23 protein-coding genes are annotated in these 19,274 nt (G+C 69.4%); 8 read left to right on the forward strand and 15 right to left on the reverse strand.

All coding sequences use genetic code 11. From position 1 onward, the window contains the following. Positions 1 to 13: 13 nt before the first annotated feature. The gene (locus tag B0I29_RS25865) at positions 14 to 463 is read left to right on the forward strand and encodes a GNAT family N-acetyltransferase (RefSeq protein WP_111651680.1); all 450 of its coding nucleotides are present in this window, start codon (positions 14 to 16) and stop codon (positions 461 to 463) included. A 6-nt stretch (positions 464 to 469) separates the two neighbouring features. Here the strand turns inward: B0I29_RS25865 and B0I29_RS25870 are convergent, their stop codons facing one another. Then, positions 470 to 1,096 carry a phosphoesterase PA-phosphatase gene (locus B0I29_RS25870; RefSeq protein ID WP_111651681.1) on the reverse strand — a complete coding sequence of 209 codons (627 nt, stop codon included), beginning with the start codon at positions 1,094 to 1,096 and terminating at the stop codon, positions 470 to 472. A 45-nt stretch (positions 1,097 to 1,141) separates the two neighbouring features. Continuing rightward, entirely contained in the window at positions 1,142 to 1,621 is a 480-nt protein-coding gene (locus tag B0I29_RS25875) for a MarR family winged helix-turn-helix transcriptional regulator (RefSeq protein WP_245972738.1), read from the reverse strand. Positions 1,622 to 1,866: 245 nt separating this feature from the next. On the opposite strand from B0I29_RS25875, the gene B0I29_RS25880 reads away from it, so the two are divergent. From B0I29_RS25880 to B0I29_RS25890, 3 genes are all read left to right on the forward strand, one after another. Continuing rightward, positions 1,867 to 2,775: a G5 domain-containing protein gene (locus B0I29_RS25880; RefSeq protein WP_111651682.1), complete on the forward strand. Its 909-nt coding sequence runs from the start codon at positions 1,867 to 1,869 to the stop codon at positions 2,773 to 2,775. A gap of 138 nt (positions 2,776 to 2,913) precedes the next feature. After that, positions 2,914 to 3,747 (forward strand): nucleotidyltransferase domain-containing protein, encoded by an 834-nt coding sequence (locus B0I29_RS25885; RefSeq protein WP_111651683.1) that lies wholly within the window; start codon positions 2,914 to 2,916, stop codon positions 3,745 to 3,747. Then, entirely contained in the window at positions 3,744 to 4,478 is a 735-nt protein-coding gene (locus tag B0I29_RS25890) for a Type 1 glutamine amidotransferase-like domain-containing protein (protein WP_111651684.1), read from the forward strand. The genes B0I29_RS25885 and B0I29_RS25890 overlap by 4 nt, the downstream gene beginning before the upstream one ends. Here the strand turns inward: B0I29_RS25890 and B0I29_RS25895 are convergent. The 3 genes from B0I29_RS25895 to B0I29_RS25905 all read right to left on the reverse strand — a co-directional run bounded on the left by B0I29_RS25895 (position 4,475) and on the right by B0I29_RS25905 (position 5,441). Next, complete coding sequence (locus B0I29_RS25895) at positions 4,475 to 4,663, reverse strand: hypothetical protein (protein ID WP_245972739.1); 189 nt, start codon at positions 4,661 to 4,663, stop codon at positions 4,475 to 4,477. The genes B0I29_RS25890 and B0I29_RS25895 overlap by 4 nt on opposite strands. A 79-nt stretch (positions 4,664 to 4,742) precedes the next feature. After that, positions 4,743 to 5,105 (reverse strand): PH domain-containing protein, encoded by a 363-nt coding sequence (locus B0I29_RS25900; protein WP_111651686.1) that lies wholly within the window; start codon positions 5,103 to 5,105, stop codon positions 4,743 to 4,745. A gap of 24 nt (positions 5,106 to 5,129) precedes the next feature. Next, positions 5,130 to 5,441 carry a 4a-hydroxytetrahydrobiopterin dehydratase gene (locus tag B0I29_RS25905; RefSeq protein WP_111651861.1) on the reverse strand — a complete coding sequence of 104 codons (312 nt, stop codon included), beginning with the start codon at positions 5,439 to 5,441 and terminating at the stop codon, positions 5,130 to 5,132. Positions 5,442 to 5,626: 185 nt separating this feature from the next. Here B0I29_RS25905 and B0I29_RS25910 point away from each other — a divergent pair, with 185 nt between their 5' ends. Continuing rightward, the gene (locus B0I29_RS25910; protein ID WP_181557978.1) at positions 5,627 to 6,064 is read left to right on the forward strand and encodes a (deoxy)nucleoside triphosphate pyrophosphohydrolase; all 438 of its coding nucleotides are present in this window, start codon (positions 5,627 to 5,629) and stop codon (positions 6,062 to 6,064) included. Here B0I29_RS25910 and B0I29_RS25915 read toward each other — a convergent pair. After that, the gene (locus B0I29_RS25915) at positions 6,056 to 7,609 is read right to left on the reverse strand and encodes a long-chain-fatty-acid--CoA ligase (RefSeq protein WP_111651687.1); all 1,554 of its coding nucleotides are present in this window, start codon (positions 7,607 to 7,609) and stop codon (positions 6,056 to 6,058) included. The genes B0I29_RS25910 and B0I29_RS25915 overlap by 9 nt on opposite strands. A 124-nt stretch (positions 7,610 to 7,733) precedes the next feature. On the opposite strand from B0I29_RS25915, the gene B0I29_RS25920 reads away from it, so the two are divergent. The 3 genes from B0I29_RS25920 to B0I29_RS25930 are packed head-to-tail and all read left to right on the forward strand — an operon-like array spanning position 7,734 to position 10,857. Next, the gene (locus tag B0I29_RS25920; protein WP_111651688.1) at positions 7,734 to 8,366 is read left to right on the forward strand and encodes a TetR/AcrR family transcriptional regulator; all 633 of its coding nucleotides are present in this window, start codon (positions 7,734 to 7,736) and stop codon (positions 8,364 to 8,366) included. After that, on the forward strand, positions 8,363 to 9,772 hold the full coding sequence (locus B0I29_RS25925) for an aldehyde dehydrogenase family protein (protein WP_111651689.1): 1,410 nt from the start codon (positions 8,363 to 8,365) through the stop codon (positions 9,770 to 9,772). Before B0I29_RS25920 ends, B0I29_RS25925 begins: the two co-directional genes overlap by 4 nt. Further along, positions 9,769 to 10,857 carry an alcohol dehydrogenase catalytic domain-containing protein gene (locus tag B0I29_RS25930; RefSeq protein WP_111651690.1) on the forward strand — a complete coding sequence of 363 codons (1,089 nt, stop codon included), beginning with the start codon at positions 9,769 to 9,771 and terminating at the stop codon, positions 10,855 to 10,857. The genes B0I29_RS25925 and B0I29_RS25930 overlap by 4 nt, the downstream gene beginning before the upstream one ends. 103 nt (positions 10,858 to 10,960) lie before the next feature. Here the strand turns inward: B0I29_RS25930 and B0I29_RS25935 are convergent, their stop codons facing one another. Genes B0I29_RS25935 through B0I29_RS25975 form a run of 9 tightly spaced genes read right to left on the reverse strand, consistent with a single transcriptional unit; the run spans position 10,961 to position 19,174 of the window. Next, positions 10,961 to 11,542: a TetR/AcrR family transcriptional regulator gene (locus tag B0I29_RS25935; protein ID WP_111651691.1), complete on the reverse strand. Its 582-nt coding sequence runs from the start codon at positions 11,540 to 11,542 to the stop codon at positions 10,961 to 10,963. Further along, positions 11,539 to 12,738, reverse strand: a complete 1,200-nt coding sequence (locus B0I29_RS25940) for an acyl-CoA dehydrogenase family protein (RefSeq protein ID WP_111651692.1) — start codon at positions 12,736 to 12,738, stop codon at positions 11,539 to 11,541. The genes B0I29_RS25935 and B0I29_RS25940 overlap by 4 nt, the downstream gene beginning before the upstream one ends. Further along, a complete protein-coding gene (locus B0I29_RS25945; RefSeq protein ID WP_111651693.1) occupies positions 12,738 to 13,718 on the reverse strand; it encodes a phosphotransferase family protein in 981 nt (326 codons plus the stop codon). Before B0I29_RS25945 ends, B0I29_RS25940 begins: the two co-directional genes overlap by 1 nt. Further along, positions 13,715 to 14,491: an SDR family oxidoreductase gene (locus B0I29_RS25950; protein ID WP_111651694.1), complete on the reverse strand. Its 777-nt coding sequence runs from the start codon at positions 14,489 to 14,491 to the stop codon at positions 13,715 to 13,717. The genes B0I29_RS25945 and B0I29_RS25950 overlap by 4 nt, the downstream gene beginning before the upstream one ends. Then, positions 14,488 to 15,234, reverse strand: coding sequence for an SDR family oxidoreductase (locus tag B0I29_RS25955; RefSeq protein WP_111651695.1), 747 nt, complete (start codon positions 15,232 to 15,234; stop codon positions 14,488 to 14,490). The genes B0I29_RS25950 and B0I29_RS25955 overlap by 4 nt, the downstream gene beginning before the upstream one ends. A gap of 46 nt (positions 15,235 to 15,280) precedes the next feature. Next, positions 15,281 to 16,549, reverse strand: coding sequence for an ABC transporter substrate-binding protein (locus tag B0I29_RS25960; RefSeq protein ID WP_111651696.1), 1,269 nt, complete (start codon positions 16,547 to 16,549; stop codon positions 15,281 to 15,283). Beyond that, complete coding sequence (locus B0I29_RS25965) at positions 16,546 to 17,580, reverse strand: branched-chain amino acid ABC transporter permease (protein ID WP_111651697.1); 1,035 nt, start codon at positions 17,578 to 17,580, stop codon at positions 16,546 to 16,548. The genes B0I29_RS25960 and B0I29_RS25965 overlap by 4 nt, the downstream gene beginning before the upstream one ends. Next, entirely contained in the window at positions 17,577 to 18,455 is an 879-nt protein-coding gene (locus B0I29_RS25970; RefSeq protein ID WP_111651698.1) for a branched-chain amino acid ABC transporter permease, read from the reverse strand. The genes B0I29_RS25965 and B0I29_RS25970 overlap by 4 nt, the downstream gene beginning before the upstream one ends. Further along, a complete protein-coding gene (locus B0I29_RS25975; RefSeq protein WP_111651699.1) occupies positions 18,455 to 19,174 on the reverse strand; it encodes an ABC transporter ATP-binding protein in 720 nt (239 codons plus the stop codon). The genes B0I29_RS25970 and B0I29_RS25975 overlap by 1 nt, the downstream gene beginning before the upstream one ends. Positions 19,175 to 19,274: the final 100 nt, after the last annotated feature.

The following is a 19,274-nucleotide window of genomic DNA, read 5'->3' on the forward strand; positions in this document are numbered from 1 at the left end:
AAGGGGGAGCGCCATGGTGGAGATCGCTGAACGGGCCTGGGACGACGCCGACGGTGTCGCGCTGCGGGCCGCGCAACGGGCCGAGCTGGACGCGCGATACGGGACCGGCGACCACGAGCCGGGTACGCCGCCGTCAGCCGCCGACATCGACCTGTTCCTCGTGGCCACCGCGGCCGGGAAGGCCGTGGGGTGCGGTGCGCTGCGCCGGCTGGACGAGGACAGCGCCGAGGTCAAGCGGATGTACGTAACGCCCGAGTCCCGTGGTTCCGGGGTGTCGACGGCGATCCTGCGGGCGCTCGAAGCTGCCGCGGTGCGACGCGGCTGGACGACGATCCGGCTGGAGACCGGGCCGGCCCAGCCCGACGCGATGCGTTTCTACGAGCGCGAGGGCTATCGGGAGATACCGCTCTTCGGCGCCTACGCCGGCTCTGACCTGTCGGTCTGTTACGAGCGGATCCTGTAAGGACGCTCAGCGCAGCGCCGGGAAGACGGTGCCGGCGATCAGGGCGCCGGCCAGGGCGCCGACCACGACCTGCGCGGGTGTGTGCGCGGTGAGTCGGACCCGGGCCCAGCAGCCGAGCAGCACGAACGGCACGCCGAGCAGGGCGATCGGGCCGTAGACCGCGGTCAGCGCGGCCACCGTTCCGGTCGCCACGCCGGCGTGGATCGACATCTTCCACCAGTGGGTGACCAGGGCGAAGACGGCGAGGCCGCAGCCGCCGGCGCCGAGCAGGGCGAGCACCTCGCGCGGGGCGCCGAGCAGTATCAGGAAAACCAGGCCGACCGCCAGCGACGCGGTGCCGAAGAGCAGCGGGATCCGCCGGTCGGCGCGTTCCGGGATGTGGTGGTCGGTGAGCCGGCCCTTGCGGACGCCGTGCAGCACGTAACCGAGGGGGATGACGGCGGCGAAGAGCGCGCCGGGCAGGCCCCACCAGCGGGACACCCCGGGTGTGTCGCCGGCGTGCCAGCCGACGATCAGCAGCAGAGCGGCGACCAGGACGGCCGGGGCGAGCACTTCGGACACGATCCGGGCCAGCCGGGTCGGGAAGTCGTCGCGGGGCTTGGCGGCGACGAGTGTTGCACCAGCGTTGAGCACGCCCCATCATCGCAACCCGCGGCCCGAATAGCCGGAAAGGCGTGATCAGGTGTCGGAGGTCATCGCGGAGAACGCGCCGGCCAGGCGCTCCAGGTCGAGGCCGTCGAGGTGCTCGAAGATGTGCCGGCGCACGCTCGCCAGGTGGGTCGGCCACGCCTCTTCGAGCCGGGCCAGCCCTTTCTCGGTGAGCACCGCGTTGGCGCCGCGGGCGTCCTCGACGCAGCGGGTGCGGCGCAGGTGGCCGAGCGACTCCAGCTTGGCGGCGAGCCGGGTCATGCCGCTCAGCGACATGTCGCACGCGGTGGCCAGCTCGCTCATCCGCATCATCTGGCCGGGCGTCTCGGAGAGGTGGCGCAGCACGGAGTACTCACTGGCGGACATGCGCTGCTCGCGCATCAGGTCGGCGTCCAGCGCGCGGGGCATCACGAGCAGGAACCGGCCGAGCGCACGCATCACCGCTTCTTCCTGCGGACTCAGCGGGACCTGTGACATGTGTGCGGCCGCTGGCGACGTGATGGCGGACATGGTTCCGATCGTACGGCCGGGGTGCGCGCCGGGTGCCTGTCGACTTTCCGCCTCGCAGGGCAAACGCGTGAAGGTGGTCGCGGGGCGTGGCGGTAAGCATTTCGGGTGACATTGTGGTGATTTGTCTGCGGGCGGTTCCAAGTAACAATGCATCGGTGCAAAACCAGACAACTAGTGACTCTCTCCAGCAAATGCTCGAAATGCCACGAAAGTCTTGGTGGGCTCGTCTGCCGTTCGGTGTCCGGATGACCGCGGGCACGACCGCGCTGCTCGTGCTCGTCGGAGGCGGTGTGGCGGGGGTGGCGACGCTGACCGGCGGCGACGACTCGCGAGGTTCGGTCGCGACCGGTGAGATGGGAGACGCGGGGCCGGCGGCGGACGAGGGCGGGCCGGATCTCGGCGCGCCGGAGCTCGAAGAGAGCCCGGAAGTGGTGAGCCGGGCGGCGGCCGCTGCCGAGCCGCTGCCGAGGCGGCACCTGCCGGCACCGTCGCGGGCGGCCACGACAGCGGCCGAGGCTGACGCCGAGAAGCTCAGCGAAGCCCGCGCGAAGGACGAGCACGCGGATCGGACGGGACCGCGCCCCACGCGTACCCCTGGGAAGGCTCCCTCGGAGAGGGAGTCGCCTCGCCAGGCGGCCGCACCGCCCGCGGCCGCGCCACCGATCGTGACCACCCGGACCGATGTCGAGACGCGGGCGATCCCGTACGACACGCGGGTGATCCGGGATCCGTCGCTGCCCCGGGGCACTCGCATGATCGAGTCGCCGGGCGAGTTCGGCGAGGAGACGCTGAGTTACCTGGTGACGCTGACCGACGGGCGGCCGACCGCCCGGATCCTCACCGGCAGCGAGATCACCCGCGATCCGGAGCCGCGGGTCGTGGTCTTCGGCGCCCGGCGCAAGTGGGATCGCGACTGCGAGGGCCCGCTGCGGGTCTGCGTGCCGCTGGGCCGGTCCGCGATCTGCCCGGCGGACGGTTCCGGCGAGGGCATCAAGCAGCTGTCCGACCTGGCCGGGAAGCCGGAGGAAGAGCCCCGGGAGAGGCGCGGCGGCCTGCTCGGCACGCCGGTGATCCTCACTCAGGAGGAGCTCGGCCTGCTCGACGCGGAAACCCTGGATCGGGTACGCCTGGACCCGGTCGGACTGTGTCGATGACCAGTGAGCAATTTTCAACCTGGCATCGGGCCCGAGCCGCCGGGCCGTTGTCCGGTGCCAGCGAGCGAGGCCCTCGTCACGTTGAAAAAGGCTCATTCGCGATTGCGTCGCGAGGGCGGAGACGATCACCGTATTGGCATGGCTCTGACCGACGCTGACCTGACCGAGCTCGCCGCCCGGCTGGTCGCCGTTCCCGGTGTGATCGGGGTGGTGCTCGGCGGCAGCCGGGCCCGGGGCACGCACACCCCGGACTCCGACACCGACCTCGGCATCTACTACCGGGCGCCGCTCGACACGGCCGGTCTGCGGACGATCGCGACCAGCGTCGGCGGCCCAGGCGCCACGGTGACCGAGCCGGGCGGGTGGGGTCCGTGGGTCGACGGCGGCGGCTGGCTCGACATCGGCGGCAGCGCTGTCGACTGGATCTACCGGGACCTCGACCGGGTGCACGGCTGCTGGGCGGACGCCGAGCAGGGCCGGTACGCCTTCCACACGCAGGCCGGCCATCCCCTCGGTGCCGCCGATCACGCGTACCCCGGTGAATTGGCGCTGGGGCGCGTCCTGAGTGACCCGACCGGTGAGCTGGCCGCGCTCCAGGGCCGCGTCCGGGTTTTTCCGCGGCCGCTCGCGCAGGCGCTGGTCGAAGGGCTCTGGGAGGCCGATTTTCTGATCGGGCTGGCCCGCAAGGCGGTGTCGCGCGGTGACAGCGCCTATGTCGCGGGGTGCCTGTTCCGCCTGGTCGGGGTGTGTACGCACGCCCTGCACGGCGCCGCCGGACGATGGCTGATCAACGAGAAGGGCGCGGTGGCGGCAGCCGGTGCGCTGCCCGGAGCGCCGCAGCGGTTCGCGGCCCGGGTGGACGCGGTGTTCACGGCGGTGAGCGGTGATCCGCTGCATCTGAGCCTGGCGATCGACCTCGCGGCGGATCTCGTGCTGGAGACCGTCGACGCGTGCGCCATGATGTTGCGGTGACAGCCGACGTTCCCACGATTCTGGCCACCAGCGCGTTCTTCCGGCGGGGCAGCCACGGCCCGATGAGCCTGCGGCCCGGTGCGATCCACTACTTCGCCGCGGAGCTGGCGAACGCCCGGAAAGCGCCGAAGATCTGCGTGCTGACCCAGGCGACCGGTGATCCGGAGTCGCGGATCGGCGCGTTCTACGCGGCCTTCGCCGGCAGCGAGTTCACCATGTCGCACCTGCAGCTGTTCCCGATGCCGAACATCGAGGACATCCGCGCGCACATCCTGGCCCAGGACATCATCTGGGTGGACGGCGGCAGCGTGGCGAACCTCTGCGCGGTGTGGCGGGTGCACGGGCTCGACGAGATCCTGCACGAGGCGTGGCAGGCCGGCGTGGTGATGAGCGGGGTGTCGGCCGGCTCGATCTGCTGGCACGCCGGCGGCAGCACCGACAGTTACGGGCTGGAACTGCGCGGGTTCACCGAAGGGCTGGGCTGGCTGCCGTACAGCAACGGCGTGCACTACGACGCCGAGGAGCAGCGCCGGCCGAAGATGCACGAGCTGATCAGCGACGGGACGCTGGGCGACGGGTACGCGACCGACGACGGCGCCGGCCTGGTCTATCGCGGCACCACGCTCGCCGAGGTGGTCGCCGACCGGGAGGGCCCGCTCGGGTACGAACTGAGGCGCGCCGCCGACGGCTCGGTGACCGAGACCGCGCTGCCGACGAGGGTCCTGCCCTAGGTCAGGGCGATCGCGACCACGCCCACCAGCACCGCGCAGAGCAGGAAAGCCGTCGCGAGCAGAGCGTTGCCGAAGCGGTGAGGCGGGCTGGGAAGGACCAGCTCGGCGCGGTACCTCCGGGTCTGCGGACGCTCGAAGTGAGTCAGCACCGGTGATCGCCTCCGGGGGTAGAGGGGCGCGGTCACCGGTAGCATCCTGCGCCGGGAAATCGGGACGCAATGGTTACCGATGGGTAACCATTGCCGACACCCGAAGTGGCACGCCTCAGGCGGCCCGGCTCAAGATCAGGTTGTGCACGGCGTGCGCCTTGTCGGACCCGCGGAACTCGACCTCGTACACGTGGGTGCCGACCGTGATCGCGATGGTGCCGGAGGAGAAGAACTGGCCGGCCCAGCTCTTGTTGCTCACCACGCTCACGCTGCTCACCTTGGAGTACGGGATGCTGGTGATGGCGAACCGCTTCCCGACGAAGGACTTGTCCTGCACGATGATCCGGCGGTCGGTGAGACCGATGAACCCGGTGCCCGCACCGATCGCGTCGTAGACGGCGATGACCTGCTCGCCCTCGATCAGCCCGCTCTGGATCTGCTCGAGCTGGCCCTTGTTGTCGTACACCACATCGCTCATGCGGCGCAGCGTATCGCCGCTGATCTAGGGCCGGCCCACCACGGTGCGATAGAAATCCTCGATCCGAGCGGCAAGCGTTACCTCACCATCGGTAATCGCCGCGCCGTCCGAGGAGCCGAGACAGATCTGAGTGTGACCGTCGACCCGGCGGATGCTGGGGCGTATGTGCAGTGTGTCCGCCGCCACCTTGATCCGCTCGGTCAATGCGGCATGCTGACTGTCGTCACAGGGAAGATCCCGCCGGAGTTGCACTCCGTCTCGTGTCCACCCGCTCAGTAACGTGATCGCGTCGCTCAGATAGTCGGCGCCGTTGCTCCGGCGTCGTCTGGACCGCATCTGCCGCACCCCCCTTAGCGTCGTTGCCGGCTTGTGGCCGAACTGTCGCCGTGTCGTCATGGTCGGTGCCCCACAGTTTCGTCCGTTGGGCCACAACTGTCCACGCCCACATATCCGTGTTTGCGTGACGATCGGGGCACCAACGGGCAACCTGATCGGTGAACTTTTGTGCGATCTTTGTATCCATGCCGCCGGAACCGAACGTCAAAACCTCGCCATCACCCAGGGTGATCGTAGCGGCGGTGATCATCACCGACGGGCGGGTGCTCGCCTGCCAGCGCAGCGCACCGCCCGAGGCGGCGGGCAAATGGGAGTTCCCGGGTGGAAAGGTCGAGCCGGGGGAGACCGACGAGGAAGCTCTCGCCCGTGAGTGCGTCGAGGAGCTCGGCGTACGCGTAAAAGTCGGCGAACGGGTCGGACCGGACGTGCCGCTGGCCCACGGCCGTGCCGTACTGCGGGTTTACGCCGTCACACTGCAGGACGGCGACGTGCCGCAGGCGCTGGAGCACACCTCCATGCGCTGGCTGACCGTGGACCAGCTGGACAGCGTCGTCTGGCTGCCCGCCGACAAACCGATCGTCGCGGAGTTGCCCGTGTTGCTCGGGGCAAGAAAACTACTCTGAGTACTGCTTACGCAGCTCTCGCTTGAGGACCTTCATGCTGGGGCCCAGCGGGAGCGCCTCGGCGAACCGGACCTGCCGCGGGTATTTGTGCTTGCCGAGCCGTTCCTTGGACCACTCGATCAGCTCCTGTTCGCTGAGGCCCTTGTCCTCCAGGACCACCACGGCGCAGATCTCCTCACCGAGCGTGGCATCCGGCACCCCGATCACCGCGACCTGCTGAATCGCCGGGTGCCGGGCCAGGACCTCCTCCACCTCACGCGGGTAGACGTTGAACCCGCCGCGGATGACCAGGTCCTTGGTCCGGTCGACGATCCGGATGAAGCCCTCGTCGTCCTTCGCGCCCAGGTCACCGGTACGGAACCAGCCGTCGACCAGGGCCTCGGCGGTCGCCTCGGGCCGGTTCAGGTAACCGGCGAAGACGTTGTGGCCGCGGATCACGATCTCGCCGAGCTCGCCGGTCGGCACGAACTCGATGCGCTCCGGGATCTCCGGCCGGGCGATCTCCACGTCGACACCCCAGATCGGGTGCCCCACGGTGCCCGGCTTCGCGCCGAACACCGGCTGGTTCGTGGTGGCGGTCGGTGACGTCTCGGAGAGTCCGTACCCCTCCCAGATCGGCGAGCCGAACGCCTCGGCGAACTTCTCCAGCACCGCGACCGGCAGCGAGGCGCCACCGGAGACGCAGAGCTTGAGTTTCGGCAGCACCGCGGCTTTCGGCGCGGCCTCCAGCAGGCCGATGTACATCGTCGGCACGCCGTGGAAGATCGTCACGTTCTCCCGGATCATCAGCTCGATCGCTGCCTCGCCGGAGAAGCGCGGCAGCAGCACGAGCGTGCCGCCCAGCCGGAACGTCGCGTTCATGCCGACGGTCTGGCCGAACGTGTGGAACAGCGGCAGGCAGCCGAGCACCACGTCGTCGCCGGTCAGCGGGTGCACGTCGAAGACGTTGACGGCCGCGTTCATCACCAGGTTGAGGTGGGTGAGCAGGGCGCCCTTCGGCTTGCCGGTGGTGCCGCTGGTGTAGAGGATCACCGCGACGTCCTCGGCCTGGGTGGTCGCGTACGTGACCAGCGGCTCGACCTTCGCCGATATCTCTTCGAGGCGTGCCGGTCGATTTGAAGCAGGCTCTGTGGGCAGCTCGGCCGGCAGCGGGCCCACGTTGACCAGCCTGGTGCCGGTGGCCTTTGCCGCGGCACCGCCGGCCTGCAGGAACGCCGAGTGCGTGACGATCAGGTCGGCCTGGCTGTCGGTCAGCACGTAACCGACCTCCTCCGGCGTGAGGAGCAGCGACACCGGCACGATCCGGGCGCCGAGTGCGAGGGCCGCGTAGTAGACCCGCGGGAAGTCCCCGACGTTCGGGATCATCACGGCGACCGTGTCGCCCGCGGTGATGCCGAGCTCGCGCAGACCCGCCGCGTACGCCCGGGTCTGCGCCCAGAGGTCGCGGTAGCTGATCCGTTCACCGCCCGCGTCGACGATCGCCACCTTGTCGGGATGCCGGCGTGCGGCCTCGGCCAGAACGGTCGCCAGCGACAGCGTCGTCATGCTGAGCCTCCTTGAAACGAAACACGAGTGATGTAGGTCGCAGTTCTGCCTAAACTAGCGGTGTAAGTTTTTACACGTCCAGTGCTGATTTCGTAATTTCGCTTCGTTGACCCAGGGAGTTCGGATGGCTCGGCCCCGGCAGGCGCTGCTCACCCGGGAGCGGATCGTCGAGGCGGCGGCCGCCCTGATCGACGCGGAAGGCCTGGACGCGCTGTCGATGCGGCGGCTCGCCACCGAGCTCGGCGTGCAGGGTCCGTCGCTCTACAACCACTTCGCCACCAAGGCGGAGATCGTCGACGCGGTGGCCGAGTCCGTGGTCGCCCAGGTCGACATCGACGTCTTTCACCACAGTGACTGGCGTGAGGCGTTGCGGCTCTGGGCGAAGTCGTACCACGCGGTGCTCACCGCGCATCCGAACATCGTCCCGGTGCTGGCCACCGGTCCCGGGCGCCGGCCGGCCGGTCTGGCGATGGCCGAGGCGGTCTACGGCGCGCTCCTCGACGCCGGATGGTCGCGGGCCCGGGCCACGCACATCGGGGCCCTGATGCGTTACCTGATCACCGGCTCGGCGCTCGGATCCTTCGCGCTGGGCTTCGAAGCGGACCCGGGGCTCTACGACGAGCGCTATCCGCACCTGCACCGCGCCCACGAACTCGCGGCACACCGTGACGCGGTTGACGAGGGCGCCTTCGAACTGGGGCTGGATCTGTTGATCGCCGGCCTCACCGAACGCTACGACCAGGGGGTACGCCGATGACGTCGGAATTCCGTGATCAGCTCTACATCGGCGGCCAGTGGGTGCCGCCGGAGTCCGCCGAGCGGATCGAAGTGGAGAACCCGTACACCGAGAAGGTCTTCGGGCACGTGCCCGCGGGCACCGCCGAGGATGTGAACCTCGCCGTCTCCGCGGCTCGCCAGGCCTTCGAGGGCTGGGCCGCGACGCCGGCCGGCGAGCGCGGCGCGGCGCTCGGGCGCCTGCACCAGGCCCTCGCGGCGCGCGCCGGCGAGATCGCCGAGACCGTCGGGCGCGAGCTCGGCACGCCCCTCAAGATCGCGAAGGCGGTCCAGGCAGGACTTCCTCTCACGGTCCTTTCCGGGTACGCGGAAATGGCCGCCCGTCCCGAGCCGGACGAGACGATCGGAAACTCGCTCGTCGTCCACGAGCCGGCCGGGGTGGTCGGCGCGATCACCCCGTGGAACTACCCCCTGCATCAGGTGGTGGCGAAAGTCGCCGGGGCCTTGGCCGCCGGCTGCACCGTGGTGCTCAAACCGAGTGAGCTGACGCCCCTGGTGGCCTGTCTGCTCGCCGACGCGGCACACGAATCGGGCCTGCCGGCCGGCGTCCTCAACCTGGTCACCGGCACCGGTCAGGTGGTCGGCGCGTCGATCGCCGGGCACCCGGACGTCGACCTGGTCTCGTTCACCGGCTCCACCGCGACCGGCCGGGCCATCTCGCACGCGGCCGCCGACCGGATCGCCAAGGTCTCCCTGGAGCTGGGCGGCAAGTCCGCCAACGTGATCCTCGCCGACGCCGACGTGGTCAAGGCCGTGAAGGTCGGTGTCGGCAACGCGTTCCTCAACTCCGGCCAGACGTGCACGGCGTGGACCCGGATGCTGGTGCACCGCGACCTCTACGACGAGGCGGTGGAGCTGGCCGCCAAGACCGCCGCCGGTTACACCGTGGGTGACCCTTTCGACCCCGCGACCCGGCTCGGGCCGCTGGTCTCCGCGGCCCAGCAGGATCGGGTACGCGGATTCATCTCGCGTGCGACCGCCAGGCTGGTCGCCGGTGGCCTGGACGCACCGCTGCCGGCCACCGGGCACTTCGTGGCGCCGACCGTCTTCGCCGACGTCGACCCGGACAGCGAGCTGGCCCAGGAGGAGATCTTCGGCCCGGTGCTGTCGATCATCCCGTTCGACGATGACGACCATGCCGTGGCGATCGCCAACAACTCGAAGTACGGCCTGGCCGGCGCGGTCTGGGGCTCCGACGAGCGAGCCCTTGCCGTGGCCCGGCGGCTGCGCACCGGAGCCGTCGACGTGAACGGCGGCTCGTTCAACCCGTTCGCGCCGTTCGGCGGTTACAAGCAGTCCGGCGTCGGCCGGGAGCTGGGCGCGTACGGCCTGGCGGAATTCCAGCAGGTGAAGGCCATTCAGCGATGACCCATTACATGACCGGCCTGGTCGTACGGACCGAAGGCGCCCCGGCCGAGATCGTCGAGCTGCGGCTCCCCGAGATCGGCCCGGGCCAGGTACGCGTGAAGATCCGCGCGGCCGGCGTCTGCCACTCCGACCTCTCGATGATCAACGGCACGCTCCGGCCGCCGCACCCGCTGGTGCTCGGCCACGAGGCGGCCGGCGAGGTCGTCGAGGTGGGCGAGCACGTCACCCGGACGTCCGTCGGCGACCACGTGGTGCTGAACTGGCAGCCGGCCTGCCGGACCTGCTGGTTCTGCGAGAACGGCGAGCCGTGGCTCTGCTCCACTTCGCACGGCGTCGCCGCGCTGGAGAACGGCATGACCCTCGACGGCGATCCGGTGCACGTGACGCTCGGCGTGGGCGCGTTCGCGGAGCAGGTCGTCGTGCCGGAGAACGCCGTCATCTCCGTACCCAAGGACCTGGGTTTTGATCTTGCCGCTCTGCTGGGGTGCGCGGTCCTGACCGGAACCGGCGCGATCCGCAACACCGCGCAGGTGGCCCTGGGCGAATCGGTGCTGGTCATCGGCCTGGGCGGAGTGGGGCTGTCGGCGGTCGCGGCAGCCCGCGCGGCCGGCGCCGACCAGGTGATCGCGGTCGACGTCAGCGAGGCGAAAAAGGGCCTCGCGGAAGCGGCCGGCGCCACCGATTTCGTGGTGTCCTCGGAAAACCTGTCCAAGGAGATCCGCTCCCGCACGTCCCGCCGCGGCGTCGACCACGCCATCGAGTGCGTGGGCCGCGCGTCCACGATCCGGGCGGCGTGGCGAGCCACCCGATCCGGCGGCCAGGTCACCGTGGTCGGCATGGGCGCGGCCGACGACATGGTCCAGCTGAGCGCCCTGGAGATCTTCAGCTCGGCGCGGATCCTGCGAGCCTCGGTCTACGGCCAGGCGGACACCGACCTGGAGGTCCCGGCCCTGGCCCAGGCGGTGCTGTCCGGCGAGCTGAACCTGGACTTCCTGGTCACCGACCGGATCACCCTGGCCGACGTGCCGGCGGCCTTCGAGCGAATGTCCCGGGGCGAGGGCGCCCGCTCAGTGGTCGAGCTCTAGAACCAGATCACCCCGGCTGGCTCTCAGTGAGAGTCAGCCGGGGTCGTGTGTCACTGCGGTAGGAGCAGCGCCATCCGCCTGCGCAAAAAGCACATGGCCCCGGCTAGGCCGGGGTCAGCAGAGCGGCGACTGAGCGGTGCAGGGCTGACTGGGCTGTCTCGACCGGCATCTCCATCACGTCGCGCCAGGTTGACCAGGTCGGCCACTGGCTGATCGACGTCAGGGCGTTCAGCAGCTCCTCGTCCTGGCCGATCTCGGTGGCGAACGTGGTGGTCAGCTCGTCGCGTACCCGGGCGACATGCAGCCTGCGGTAGTGCTGCAATCCGGCGGAGAACGGTTCCTTGAGTGCGGAGGCCCGTGCGGCGGGCCCGATCTCCTCCAGCAGACGGGCTCGCTGCTCGCAGAACGCCGCGATCCGCTCGTTCAGCGGCAGGTCGGCGGGTACGGGCTGGTACGAGGTGTCCCGCTGTTCGAGCACCCGCTGACCACTCGCGGTCATCAGGGCTTCCATGTCGGCGAAGTGGCTCCACAGGGCGCGCAGTGACACCCCGGCCAGTTTGGCGATCCGGTCCGCCGTGGGGCGCAGGTCGCCTTCGCCGATCAGGCGGAGGTGGGCGTCGACGATCGCGTTGCGGGTCCGTTCGGACCGGGCGGTGCGACCGTCGACGCGGGGCGGTGTTGTCACGAACCACTCCGGTGACGCTTCAGCTCGCGGTGCGCCAGCGATCGCTTGTGGACCTCGTCGGGGCCGTCGGCGAGACGCAGCGTGCGCGCGGACGTCCAGAGCGAGGCGAGCGGGGTGTCCTGGCTGGTACCGGCCGCGCCGTGCGCCTGGATCGCCTTGTCCAGGATCCACTCGACGGTCGACGGCACCACGATCTTGATGGCCTGGATCTCGGTGTGCGCGCCCTTGTTGCCGACCGTGTCCATCAGCCAGGCGGCCTTCAGCACCAGCAGCCGGGCCTGCTCGATCCGGACCCGGGACTCGGCGATCCAGTCCTGGACGACGCCCTGCTCGGCGAGGGGTTTGCCGAACGGCGTACGCGTGAGCGCCCGGACGCAGAGCAGCTCCAGAGCACGCTCGGCCATCCCGATGAGCCGCATGCAGTGGTGGATCCGTCCCGGACCGAGCCGGGCCTGCGAGATGGCGAAACCGCCGCCCTCTTCGCCGATCAGGTTGGTGGCCGGTACGCGTACGTTCTCGAAGATGATCTCGGCATGCCCGCCGTGGTCTCCATCGGTGTAACCGAAAACGGTCATGCCGCGGGCGACAGTGACGCCGGGGGTGTCCCGCGGGACCAGGATCTGGCTCTGCTGCACGTGCCGGGCGGCGTCCGGGTCGGTCTTGCCCATCACGATGAAGATCTTGCAGTTCGGGTTCATCGCGCCGGTGATGTAGAACTTGCGCCCGTTGATGACGTAGTCGTCGCCGTCGCGCTCGATCCGGGTGCCGATGTTGGTGGCGTCGGAGGAGGCGACCTGCGGCTCGGTCATCGCGAACGCGGACCTGATCTCGCCGGCCAGCAGCGGCTTGAGCCAGCGTTCCTGCTGCTCAGGGGTGCCGAACTCGGCGAGGACCTCCATGTTGCCGGTGTCCGGCGCGGCGCAGTTCAGCGCGGCCGGGGCGATGCCCGGGCTGCGGCCGGTGATCTCGGCGAGCGGCGCGTACTGGAGGTTGGTCAGGCCGGCGCCGTGGTCCCCGGGCAGGAAGAGGTTCCAGAGGCCGGCCTCCTTCGCGGCGGCCTGCAACGGTGCCAGGGCCGCCGGCGGCTCCCACCCATCGGTGTGAAAAGAAGACTCCGCCGGATACACGTACTCGTCCATGAAGGCGAGCAACCGCTTGCGATAGTCCTCGGTCTTCGCGTCGTACTCGAAGTCCATCAGTGTCCTTCCAGCGCTCGATGGCCCTGCTCGATCAGTTCGGGCACCATCGCGCCGACGGTGTCGAAACCGGCGCCGACGGTCTGGCCCTTGGTAAATCGGTAGTGCACGCCCTCGAGGATGACGGCGAGCTTGAACGCGGCGAAACCGACGTACCAGTGCAGGTCGCCGACGTCGCGGCCGCTGCGTCCGGCGTACCGGGCGGCCATCTCGCCGAGGGACGGGTGGCCGGCGAGGTCGGTCGGAGCGATCGGCTTGCCGTCGCGGAAGAGCAGCGGGCGGCCGGCGTAGACGAGCATCAGGGCGAGGTCACTGAGCGGGTCGCCCAGTGTGGACATCTCCCAGTCGAGTACCGCCTTGACCTCCAGCGACGGGCCGATCAGCACGTTGTCGAGGCGGAAGTCGCCGTGCACCACGGTGCCGGGGCCGCCGGCCGGGATGTCGGTGGCGAGCCGGGCGTGCAGTTCCTCGATGCCGGAGAGGTCACGGCTGCGGGACGCGTCGAGTTGCTTCTTCCACCGGCGTACCTGGCGTTCGTTGAAGCCCTCCGGACGGCCGAAGTCGCCGAGGCCGATCTTCTCCGGGTCGAGGGAGTGCAGGTCGGCGAGGGTATCGACCAGCCGGAGCGTCAGCTCTCCGAGATCGACGGCGGCGAGCTCGTCGGCATCCCGGTAGATATGGCCGTCGACGTGTTCCATGAGATAGAACGGCGCACCGATGACCGAGATGTCGTCACAGATGCGCACGGTCGCCGGCACCGGGAAGCCCGCGGACGACAAGGCGGACAGAACCCGATATTCCCGCACCATGTCGTGCGCGGTCGGCAACACGTGCCCGAGAGGCGGCCGCCGCAGCACCCACCGGTTCGACCCGTCGGTCACGGCATAGGTCAGGTTCGACCGGCCGCCCGCGAACATCGTTGCCGTCAGCGGTGGACTGTCCAGATAGGCCTGAAGCTTCGGAAGATCAAGGCCCTTCATGACGCTGCCGCCTCGAAACCGCGCTGCATCTTGTTCATGCCACCCAGCCAACGGTCCGGATCGCCCGCGCGCAAGCGGTAGTAGTCAGCGACTTCGGCGTGCGGCAGGATCAGGAAGTTGCTGCCGCCGAGCGACTCGGCGACCAGGTCGGCGACGGCCTCGGGCGCGAGCGCGCCCTCGGCGAGGACCGCGGCGCTGCCGCTGCCGCGCTCGTTGCCACGGGTCAGCATGTCGGTACGCACACCCTGCGGGCAGAGCGCCTGCACGACCAGACCCCGGTGTGCGTACGTGGCGCGGAGCCATTCGGCGTACGCAAGGGCCGCGTGTTTGGTGACCGAGTAGGTCGCGCTGCCCAGAAGGGTGAGCAGGCCGGCCGCGCTCACCGTGATGAGCAGGCGCTTGGGTGAGCCGCTGTCGAGCCAGCGGGGCAGCAGCGCCCGGGTCACGTAGACGTGCGACATCACGTTCACCCCGAAGTCGCGCTGCCACTGCGCGTCCGGTGTGTTCTCGTCGCCGGACGACAGCACGCCGGCGTTCGAGCAGAACAGGTCGATCCCGCCGAGCTCGGCGAACGCGGTGTCGATCAGATGCTGGACGTCGGCCTCGCTGGCGGCGTCGCCGGGCACCGCGATGCCACCGATCTCGCCGGCCACCGAGCGGGCCGCGTCGGCGTTCAGATCGTTGACCACGACCCGGGCGCCCTCGGCGGCGAACTTACGGGCGAGAGCGGCGCCGATCCCGCCGCCCGCGCCGGTGACGACTACCCGCTTCACTGGACGTTCCCGGTCAGGGTGATGCCACCGTCGAGCACGATGGTCTGCCCGGTGATCCAGGCGGCGTCCGCCGAGCAGAGGAACGCCACGGTGCCGGCCACGTCGTCGGTGTTGCCGAGCCGGGCCAGCGGATATGTCGCCGCCACCTGTTCCTCGCGCCCTTCATAGAGAGCGGAGGCGAACCGGGTCTTCACGACCGCCGGGGCGACAGCGTTGACCCGGATCTTCGGAGCCAGCTCGATGGCGAGCTCCTCGGTGAGGTGGATCAGCGCGGCCTTGGTGGTGCCGTAGAACCCGATGCCGGGCGCCGGGCGTACGCCGGAGACCGACGAGATGTTCACGATCGAACCGCCGGCCGAGCCGAGCCCGCCGCGCAGCGCTTCCTGCACCCAGCCGAGCGTGCCGATCAGGTTGACCTCGGCCATCTTGCGGGCGGCGCCCAGGTCGAGGGTGGCGAGCGGCCCGTACGCCGGGTTGATCCCGATGTTGTTGATCAGTGTGGTGATCGTGCCGAACCGGTCGGTGACCGTGTCGATCACGGCGGCCCGATGGTCCGGGTTGTCACCCTTGCCGGCGACGCCGAGCGCCACCTCGGGGCCGCCGAGTTCCTTCACGGCGGCATCGAGAGCGTCGGCGTCGCGGCCGGTGATGCAGACTTTCGCGCCCTGCGCGACGAAGCGTTGCGCGATGGCGAACCCGATTCCCCGGCTGGCTCCGGTCACGATCGCTACCTGGTCCGCCATCGCTACAACCTCCAGAAGTCTTGTTTATGCAGAGTGAGTGCAGATATTACGCGGCCGGTACGCCGTTGGACGGCGGCGTCACGACCTGGGCAGTGTGCGGAGCAACAGCGCCCTCGGCGTCGTCGGTGGTGTACGCGGTACCGAAGAAGACCGCCTTGCCCCCTTCGACCTTGGTGAGCTGCGTTCCGCCGTACCCGGCATGATCCGTGGCCGAGAAGCGCAGCGGAACCAATCCCGGTCCTCCGAAGCCGTTCTTCTTGACCGCTTCGACGATCCCGTCGCGGGTCAGGTCCTTGCCCGCGGCCTGGAGCGACTGCACGAACAGGTACGCCACCGACATGCCGTAGACGACGTTGTTGTCGAACTCGGCGCCGTTGTTGTACTCCGTGTTGACCTTCTTGAAGAGCGAGATCCACGGGTTGGCCTCGTCGGTGCTGAGCGGCAGGTAGTTCGCCGCCACCAGGCCCTCCATCAGCGGCGCGGCGGCACCGAGGGCCTTGCCGACGGTGGTCGGGTCAGCGCCCACGTTACTCACCACGAACTGCGGTTTGAAGGCGATCTTCGCGGCCGTCCCGATCGAGAGCGCCGTGAAACCGGGGATGGTCGCCAGCACGACGACCTCACAGCCGGCCGCCTTGAACTGGCCGAACTGCGGTCCGACGTTCGGGTTGCTGGTCACGTACGTGCCCTTGGCCGCGACCGCGCCGACGACCTTCTCCAGGCCGAGCAGGCTGTCCCGGCCGAAGTCATCGTCCTGGCCGAGGAAGCAGACCTTCTTGCCGGCCAGGTTGTCCTTCACGTACGTACCGAGGATCTTGCCTTCGACGGTGTAGTCGGGGTTGAAGCCGAACGTGCCCGGATATTTGTCGGGCTGGTTCCAGCTGCGGCTGCCGCTCGCCACGAACAGGTCGGGCACCCGGTTGGTCTTGAGGAAGTCCAGCACGCCGGTGTGCGTCGGGGTGCCGAGGCCGTTGATGACGGCGAACACCTTGTCCTGCAGCACCAGCTCACGGACCACCTGCTGGGTGGTCGCCGGGTTGTAACCGTCGTCCTTGACCTTGTACGTGATCTTGCGGCCGTGCACGCCGCCGTTCGCGTTCACGAAGTCGAAGTACGCCTTGGTGGCCGGCGAGATGCTGGCGTACCCGGCGGCTGCCGGACCGGTCAGCGGGTGGTGGGTTCCCACCACGACCTCGGTGTCGGTCACTCCTGGCACATCGGCGCCGCTGGTTGAGCCGCCGCCACCACCATCGCTGCTGCAGCCTGCGGCCAGCAACACCATGGCGGCGACAAACGTCGTCGCAGTGCGTTTCATCGTTCCCTCCTGAATCTGCGGATGAAGGTGAAGCGGATGGATGCGAGGCCCCCCGGTGCGGCGAGCATCACGACGATGAGCACCACGCCGAAGACGACAAGGGCGAGGTTCCCTTCGAGTCGATGAGAGCCGGTCTGTTCAGCGACCGACTGGGCGAACGTGGGCAGGGCGACCAGCAGGATCGCGCCGAGCAGGGCGCCGAACAGGCTGCCCAGGCCGCCGATCACGATCGCCATGACGAGGAAGAGGGAGAGCGTCAGCGGAAACGCGCCCGGCGACACGCTCTGCGCGAGCACGGCGAACAGGGCGCCGGAAAGACCGGCGCAGACCGCGCTCACGACAAAGGCCAGGACCTGGGTACGCGCGATGTTGACGCCGGCGAGCTTCGCGGCGGTCTCGTCGTCGCGTACCGCCCGCAGCCGCCGCCCGAACGCGCCGCGGACCAGGAAGGCCAGCAGCAGCACGGTGAGCAGCGCGCCGGTCCACGCCAGCCAGGCCTGCCAGCGTTCCATCGGGATCGTCCCGGGCGGCGGGTCGAGCACCACCGACAGGCCCTGATCACTGTTGAACGTCTCGTCGAACGTGCTGGTCACCGACGGGACCACGATCGCGACGGCGAGTGTCAGGCCGGCCAGATAGGGACCGCGCAGCCGTGCCGCGGCCAGCCCGATCACCGCGCCGGCCAGGGTGGTCACCGCGATCGCCACGACGAAGCTGAGCGGCAGGCTGAGCCACTTGTTCTGGGCCAGCGCGAATGAATAGGCGCCGGTCGCCATCAGCGCGCCGTGCCCGAGGCTGAGCTGCCCGTTCAGTCCGGTCAGGACGGTCAGCCCGGCGGTCACGCAGAAATAGGCGCCGACCGTCGCGAGCTGATAGTTCCGGAACGGCTCCAGCGTGTAACTCAAAATCAGGATCACCACCCCGCCGGCCAGGACGGCGGCAATCGGAGCGAGGCGGCGCATGCTGCGCCTTTCTTGCGCGACCTTCGTGGGTACGGGACTCGCGCTCGCCTTCGTCTTCATATCCGTCATGCCACCCTCGCCTTCGAGCTGGAGAAGAGCCCGCCCGGCTTACCGAGAAGCACGACCACGAGCAGGAGCAGCACGGCCATCGGAGCGACCGTCGGCTCCACGTATCCGCTGACGTACGAGAGCAGCAGCCCGACGATCAGCCCGCCGGTGACCGCGCCGATCGGACTGTCCAGGCCGCCGACCACCGCGGCGGTGAACGCCGAGATGAACACCACGTCCATCGCGGTCGGATGAAGTCCCAGCTCAGTGGGGACGACGAGCATCCCGGCCAGCGAGCCGACCGCTGACGCGAGTGCCCAGCCGAGCGTCAGCATCCCGCCGACCGACACGCCGAGCAGCCGGGACACATCCGGAGCGAATGCTGCTGCTCGCATCCGCAGCCCTATCGGCGTACGGGTGAAAAGAAGAGTGAGGGAAGCGACCACCGCGCCCACCGCGGCGAAGACGAACAGGTCATATCGGGAGAGCAGCGCGATCCCGCCTATTTCGAAGGCGTCCCGGCTGAACGGGGTCTCCACCGGGTGGAACTCGCTGCCGTAGACGATGCCGAGCACGCCCTGGATCACCAGAACCAGGCCGAGCGCCACCACCACGCCGTTCAGCGGCGACGAGTGGTCGACGAACCGCATCACCACCCGCTCGACGATCACGCCGAGCGCCAGCCCGGCCACCAGCGCCGCGACGAACCCGAGCCAGTACGACCCGGTCGCGCTGGTCACCGAGTACGCCACGTAGACGGCGGCGACCGCCATCGCGCCCTGCGCGAAGTTCACGATCCGGGCGGCCCGCCAGATCAGCACCAGGGCCAGCGCGAACGCCGCGTAGACCGCGCCCCGGCTCAGCCCGTCGAAGGTCAGATAGACGAATTGGTTCATCAGAACCCCAGGTACGCGTGTCGGAGATCGGCGTCGTCGCGCAGCGCCGCGGCCTTGTTGCGGGTCACCACCCGGCCGAGGGCGAGCACCACACCCTCGTCCGCGATGGACAGTGCGCTGCGCACGTTCTGCTCCACGAGCAGAACCGCGAGGCCCTTCTTTTTCTGGAGATCGCGCAGGAGCGCCATGATCTGCGCGGTGATCTTCGGAGCGAGGCCCAGCGACGGCTCGTCCAGCAGCAGCAACTTCGGCCCGCTCACCAGCGCCCGGCCCAGCGCCAGCATCTGCCGCTCGCCGCCGGAAAGCTGGTGCCCGGCGGAGGCACGCCGTTGTGCCAACGCCGGGAACAGCTCGTACACCTCATCGAGGGCACGTTTCGCGTCGGCCTGGTCGCGTCGCCACAGGCCGCCGAGCCGGAGATTTTCGTCGACGGTCAGCTCGGTGACCACGCCACGTCCCTCCGGGACGTGCGCGATACCTCGCCGCACCATCTGTTCGACCTTGGTGCCCTTGAGGTCCTCGCCGTTGAAGACGACGCGGCCGCCGGTGGTCCGGACCAGGCCGGAGAGGGTACGCAACAGCGTGGTCTTGCCGGCACCGTTGGCGCCCAGAACGGCGACGATCTCTCCGGGTTGGACGCTGAGGTTCACGTCGTGCAGGACGGGCGCAGCGCCGTACCCGGCGGTGAGTCCTTCGACCTGGAGCAGAGCGCTGCTCATGCCGTGTCTCCTGCGGTAACTCCTGCCATCGACGTGACTCCTCCGGTCGTTTCATGAAATTTCGGGTATGGCGAGGGAAGCCGGGTCCGCGGGACCGGCT

The sequence above is a fragment of the Actinoplanes lutulentus genome (assembly GCF_003259845.1).
Taxonomy (GTDB): Bacteria; Actinomycetota; Actinomycetes; order Mycobacteriales; family Micromonosporaceae; genus Actinoplanes; species Actinoplanes lutulentus.

Excerpts from the sequence above, each read along its gene's own strand:
- B0I29_RS25865 (WP_111651680.1), top strand. The coding sequence starts at position 14 with ATGGTGGAGATCGCTGAACGGGCCTGGGACGACGCCGACGGTGTCGCG.
- B0I29_RS25875 (WP_245972738.1), bottom strand. The coding sequence starts at position 1,621 with ATGTCCGCCATCACGTCGCCAGCGGCCGCACACATGTCACAGGTCCCG.
- B0I29_RS25880 (WP_111651682.1), top strand. The coding sequence starts at position 1,867 with ATGACCGCGGGCACGACCGCGCTGCTCGTGCTCGTCGGAGGCGGTGTG.
- B0I29_RS25885 (WP_111651683.1), top strand. The coding sequence starts at position 2,914 with ATGGCTCTGACCGACGCTGACCTGACCGAGCTCGCCGCCCGGCTGGTC.
- B0I29_RS25900 (WP_111651686.1), bottom strand. The coding sequence starts at position 5,105 with ATGAGCGATGTGGTGTACGACAACAAGGGCCAGCTCGAGCAGATCCAG.
- B0I29_RS25905 (WP_111651861.1), bottom strand. The coding sequence starts at position 5,441 with ATGCGGTCCAGACGACGCCGGAGCAACGGCGCCGACTATCTGAGCGAC.
- B0I29_RS25910 (WP_181557978.1), top strand. The coding sequence starts at position 5,627 with ATGCCGCCGGAACCGAACGTCAAAACCTCGCCATCACCCAGGGTGATC.
- B0I29_RS25915 (WP_111651687.1), bottom strand. The coding sequence starts at position 7,609 with ATGACGACGCTGTCGCTGGCGACCGTTCTGGCCGAGGCCGCACGCCGG.
- B0I29_RS25920 (WP_111651688.1), top strand. The coding sequence starts at position 7,734 with ATGGCTCGGCCCCGGCAGGCGCTGCTCACCCGGGAGCGGATCGTCGAG.
- B0I29_RS25925 (WP_111651689.1), top strand. The coding sequence starts at position 8,363 with ATGACGTCGGAATTCCGTGATCAGCTCTACATCGGCGGCCAGTGGGTG.
- B0I29_RS25930 (WP_111651690.1), top strand. The coding sequence starts at position 9,769 with ATGACCCATTACATGACCGGCCTGGTCGTACGGACCGAAGGCGCCCCG.
- B0I29_RS25940 (WP_111651692.1), bottom strand. The coding sequence starts at position 12,738 with ATGGACTTCGAGTACGACGCGAAGACCGAGGACTATCGCAAGCGGTTG.
- B0I29_RS25945 (WP_111651693.1), bottom strand. The coding sequence starts at position 13,718 with ATGAAGGGCCTTGATCTTCCGAAGCTTCAGGCCTATCTGGACAGTCCA.
- B0I29_RS25955 (WP_111651695.1), bottom strand. The coding sequence starts at position 15,234 with ATGGCGGACCAGGTAGCGATCGTGACCGGAGCCAGCCGGGGAATCGGG.
- B0I29_RS25960 (WP_111651696.1), bottom strand. The coding sequence starts at position 16,549 with ATGAAACGCACTGCGACGACGTTTGTCGCCGCCATGGTGTTGCTGGCC.
- B0I29_RS25965 (WP_111651697.1), bottom strand. The coding sequence starts at position 17,580 with ATGACGGATATGAAGACGAAGGCGAGCGCGAGTCCCGTACCCACGAAG.
- B0I29_RS25970 (WP_111651698.1), bottom strand. The coding sequence starts at position 18,455 with ATGAACCAATTCGTCTATCTGACCTTCGACGGGCTGAGCCGGGGCGCG.
- B0I29_RS25975 (WP_111651699.1), bottom strand. The coding sequence starts at position 19,174 with ATGAGCAGCGCTCTGCTCCAGGTCGAAGGACTCACCGCCGGGTACGGC.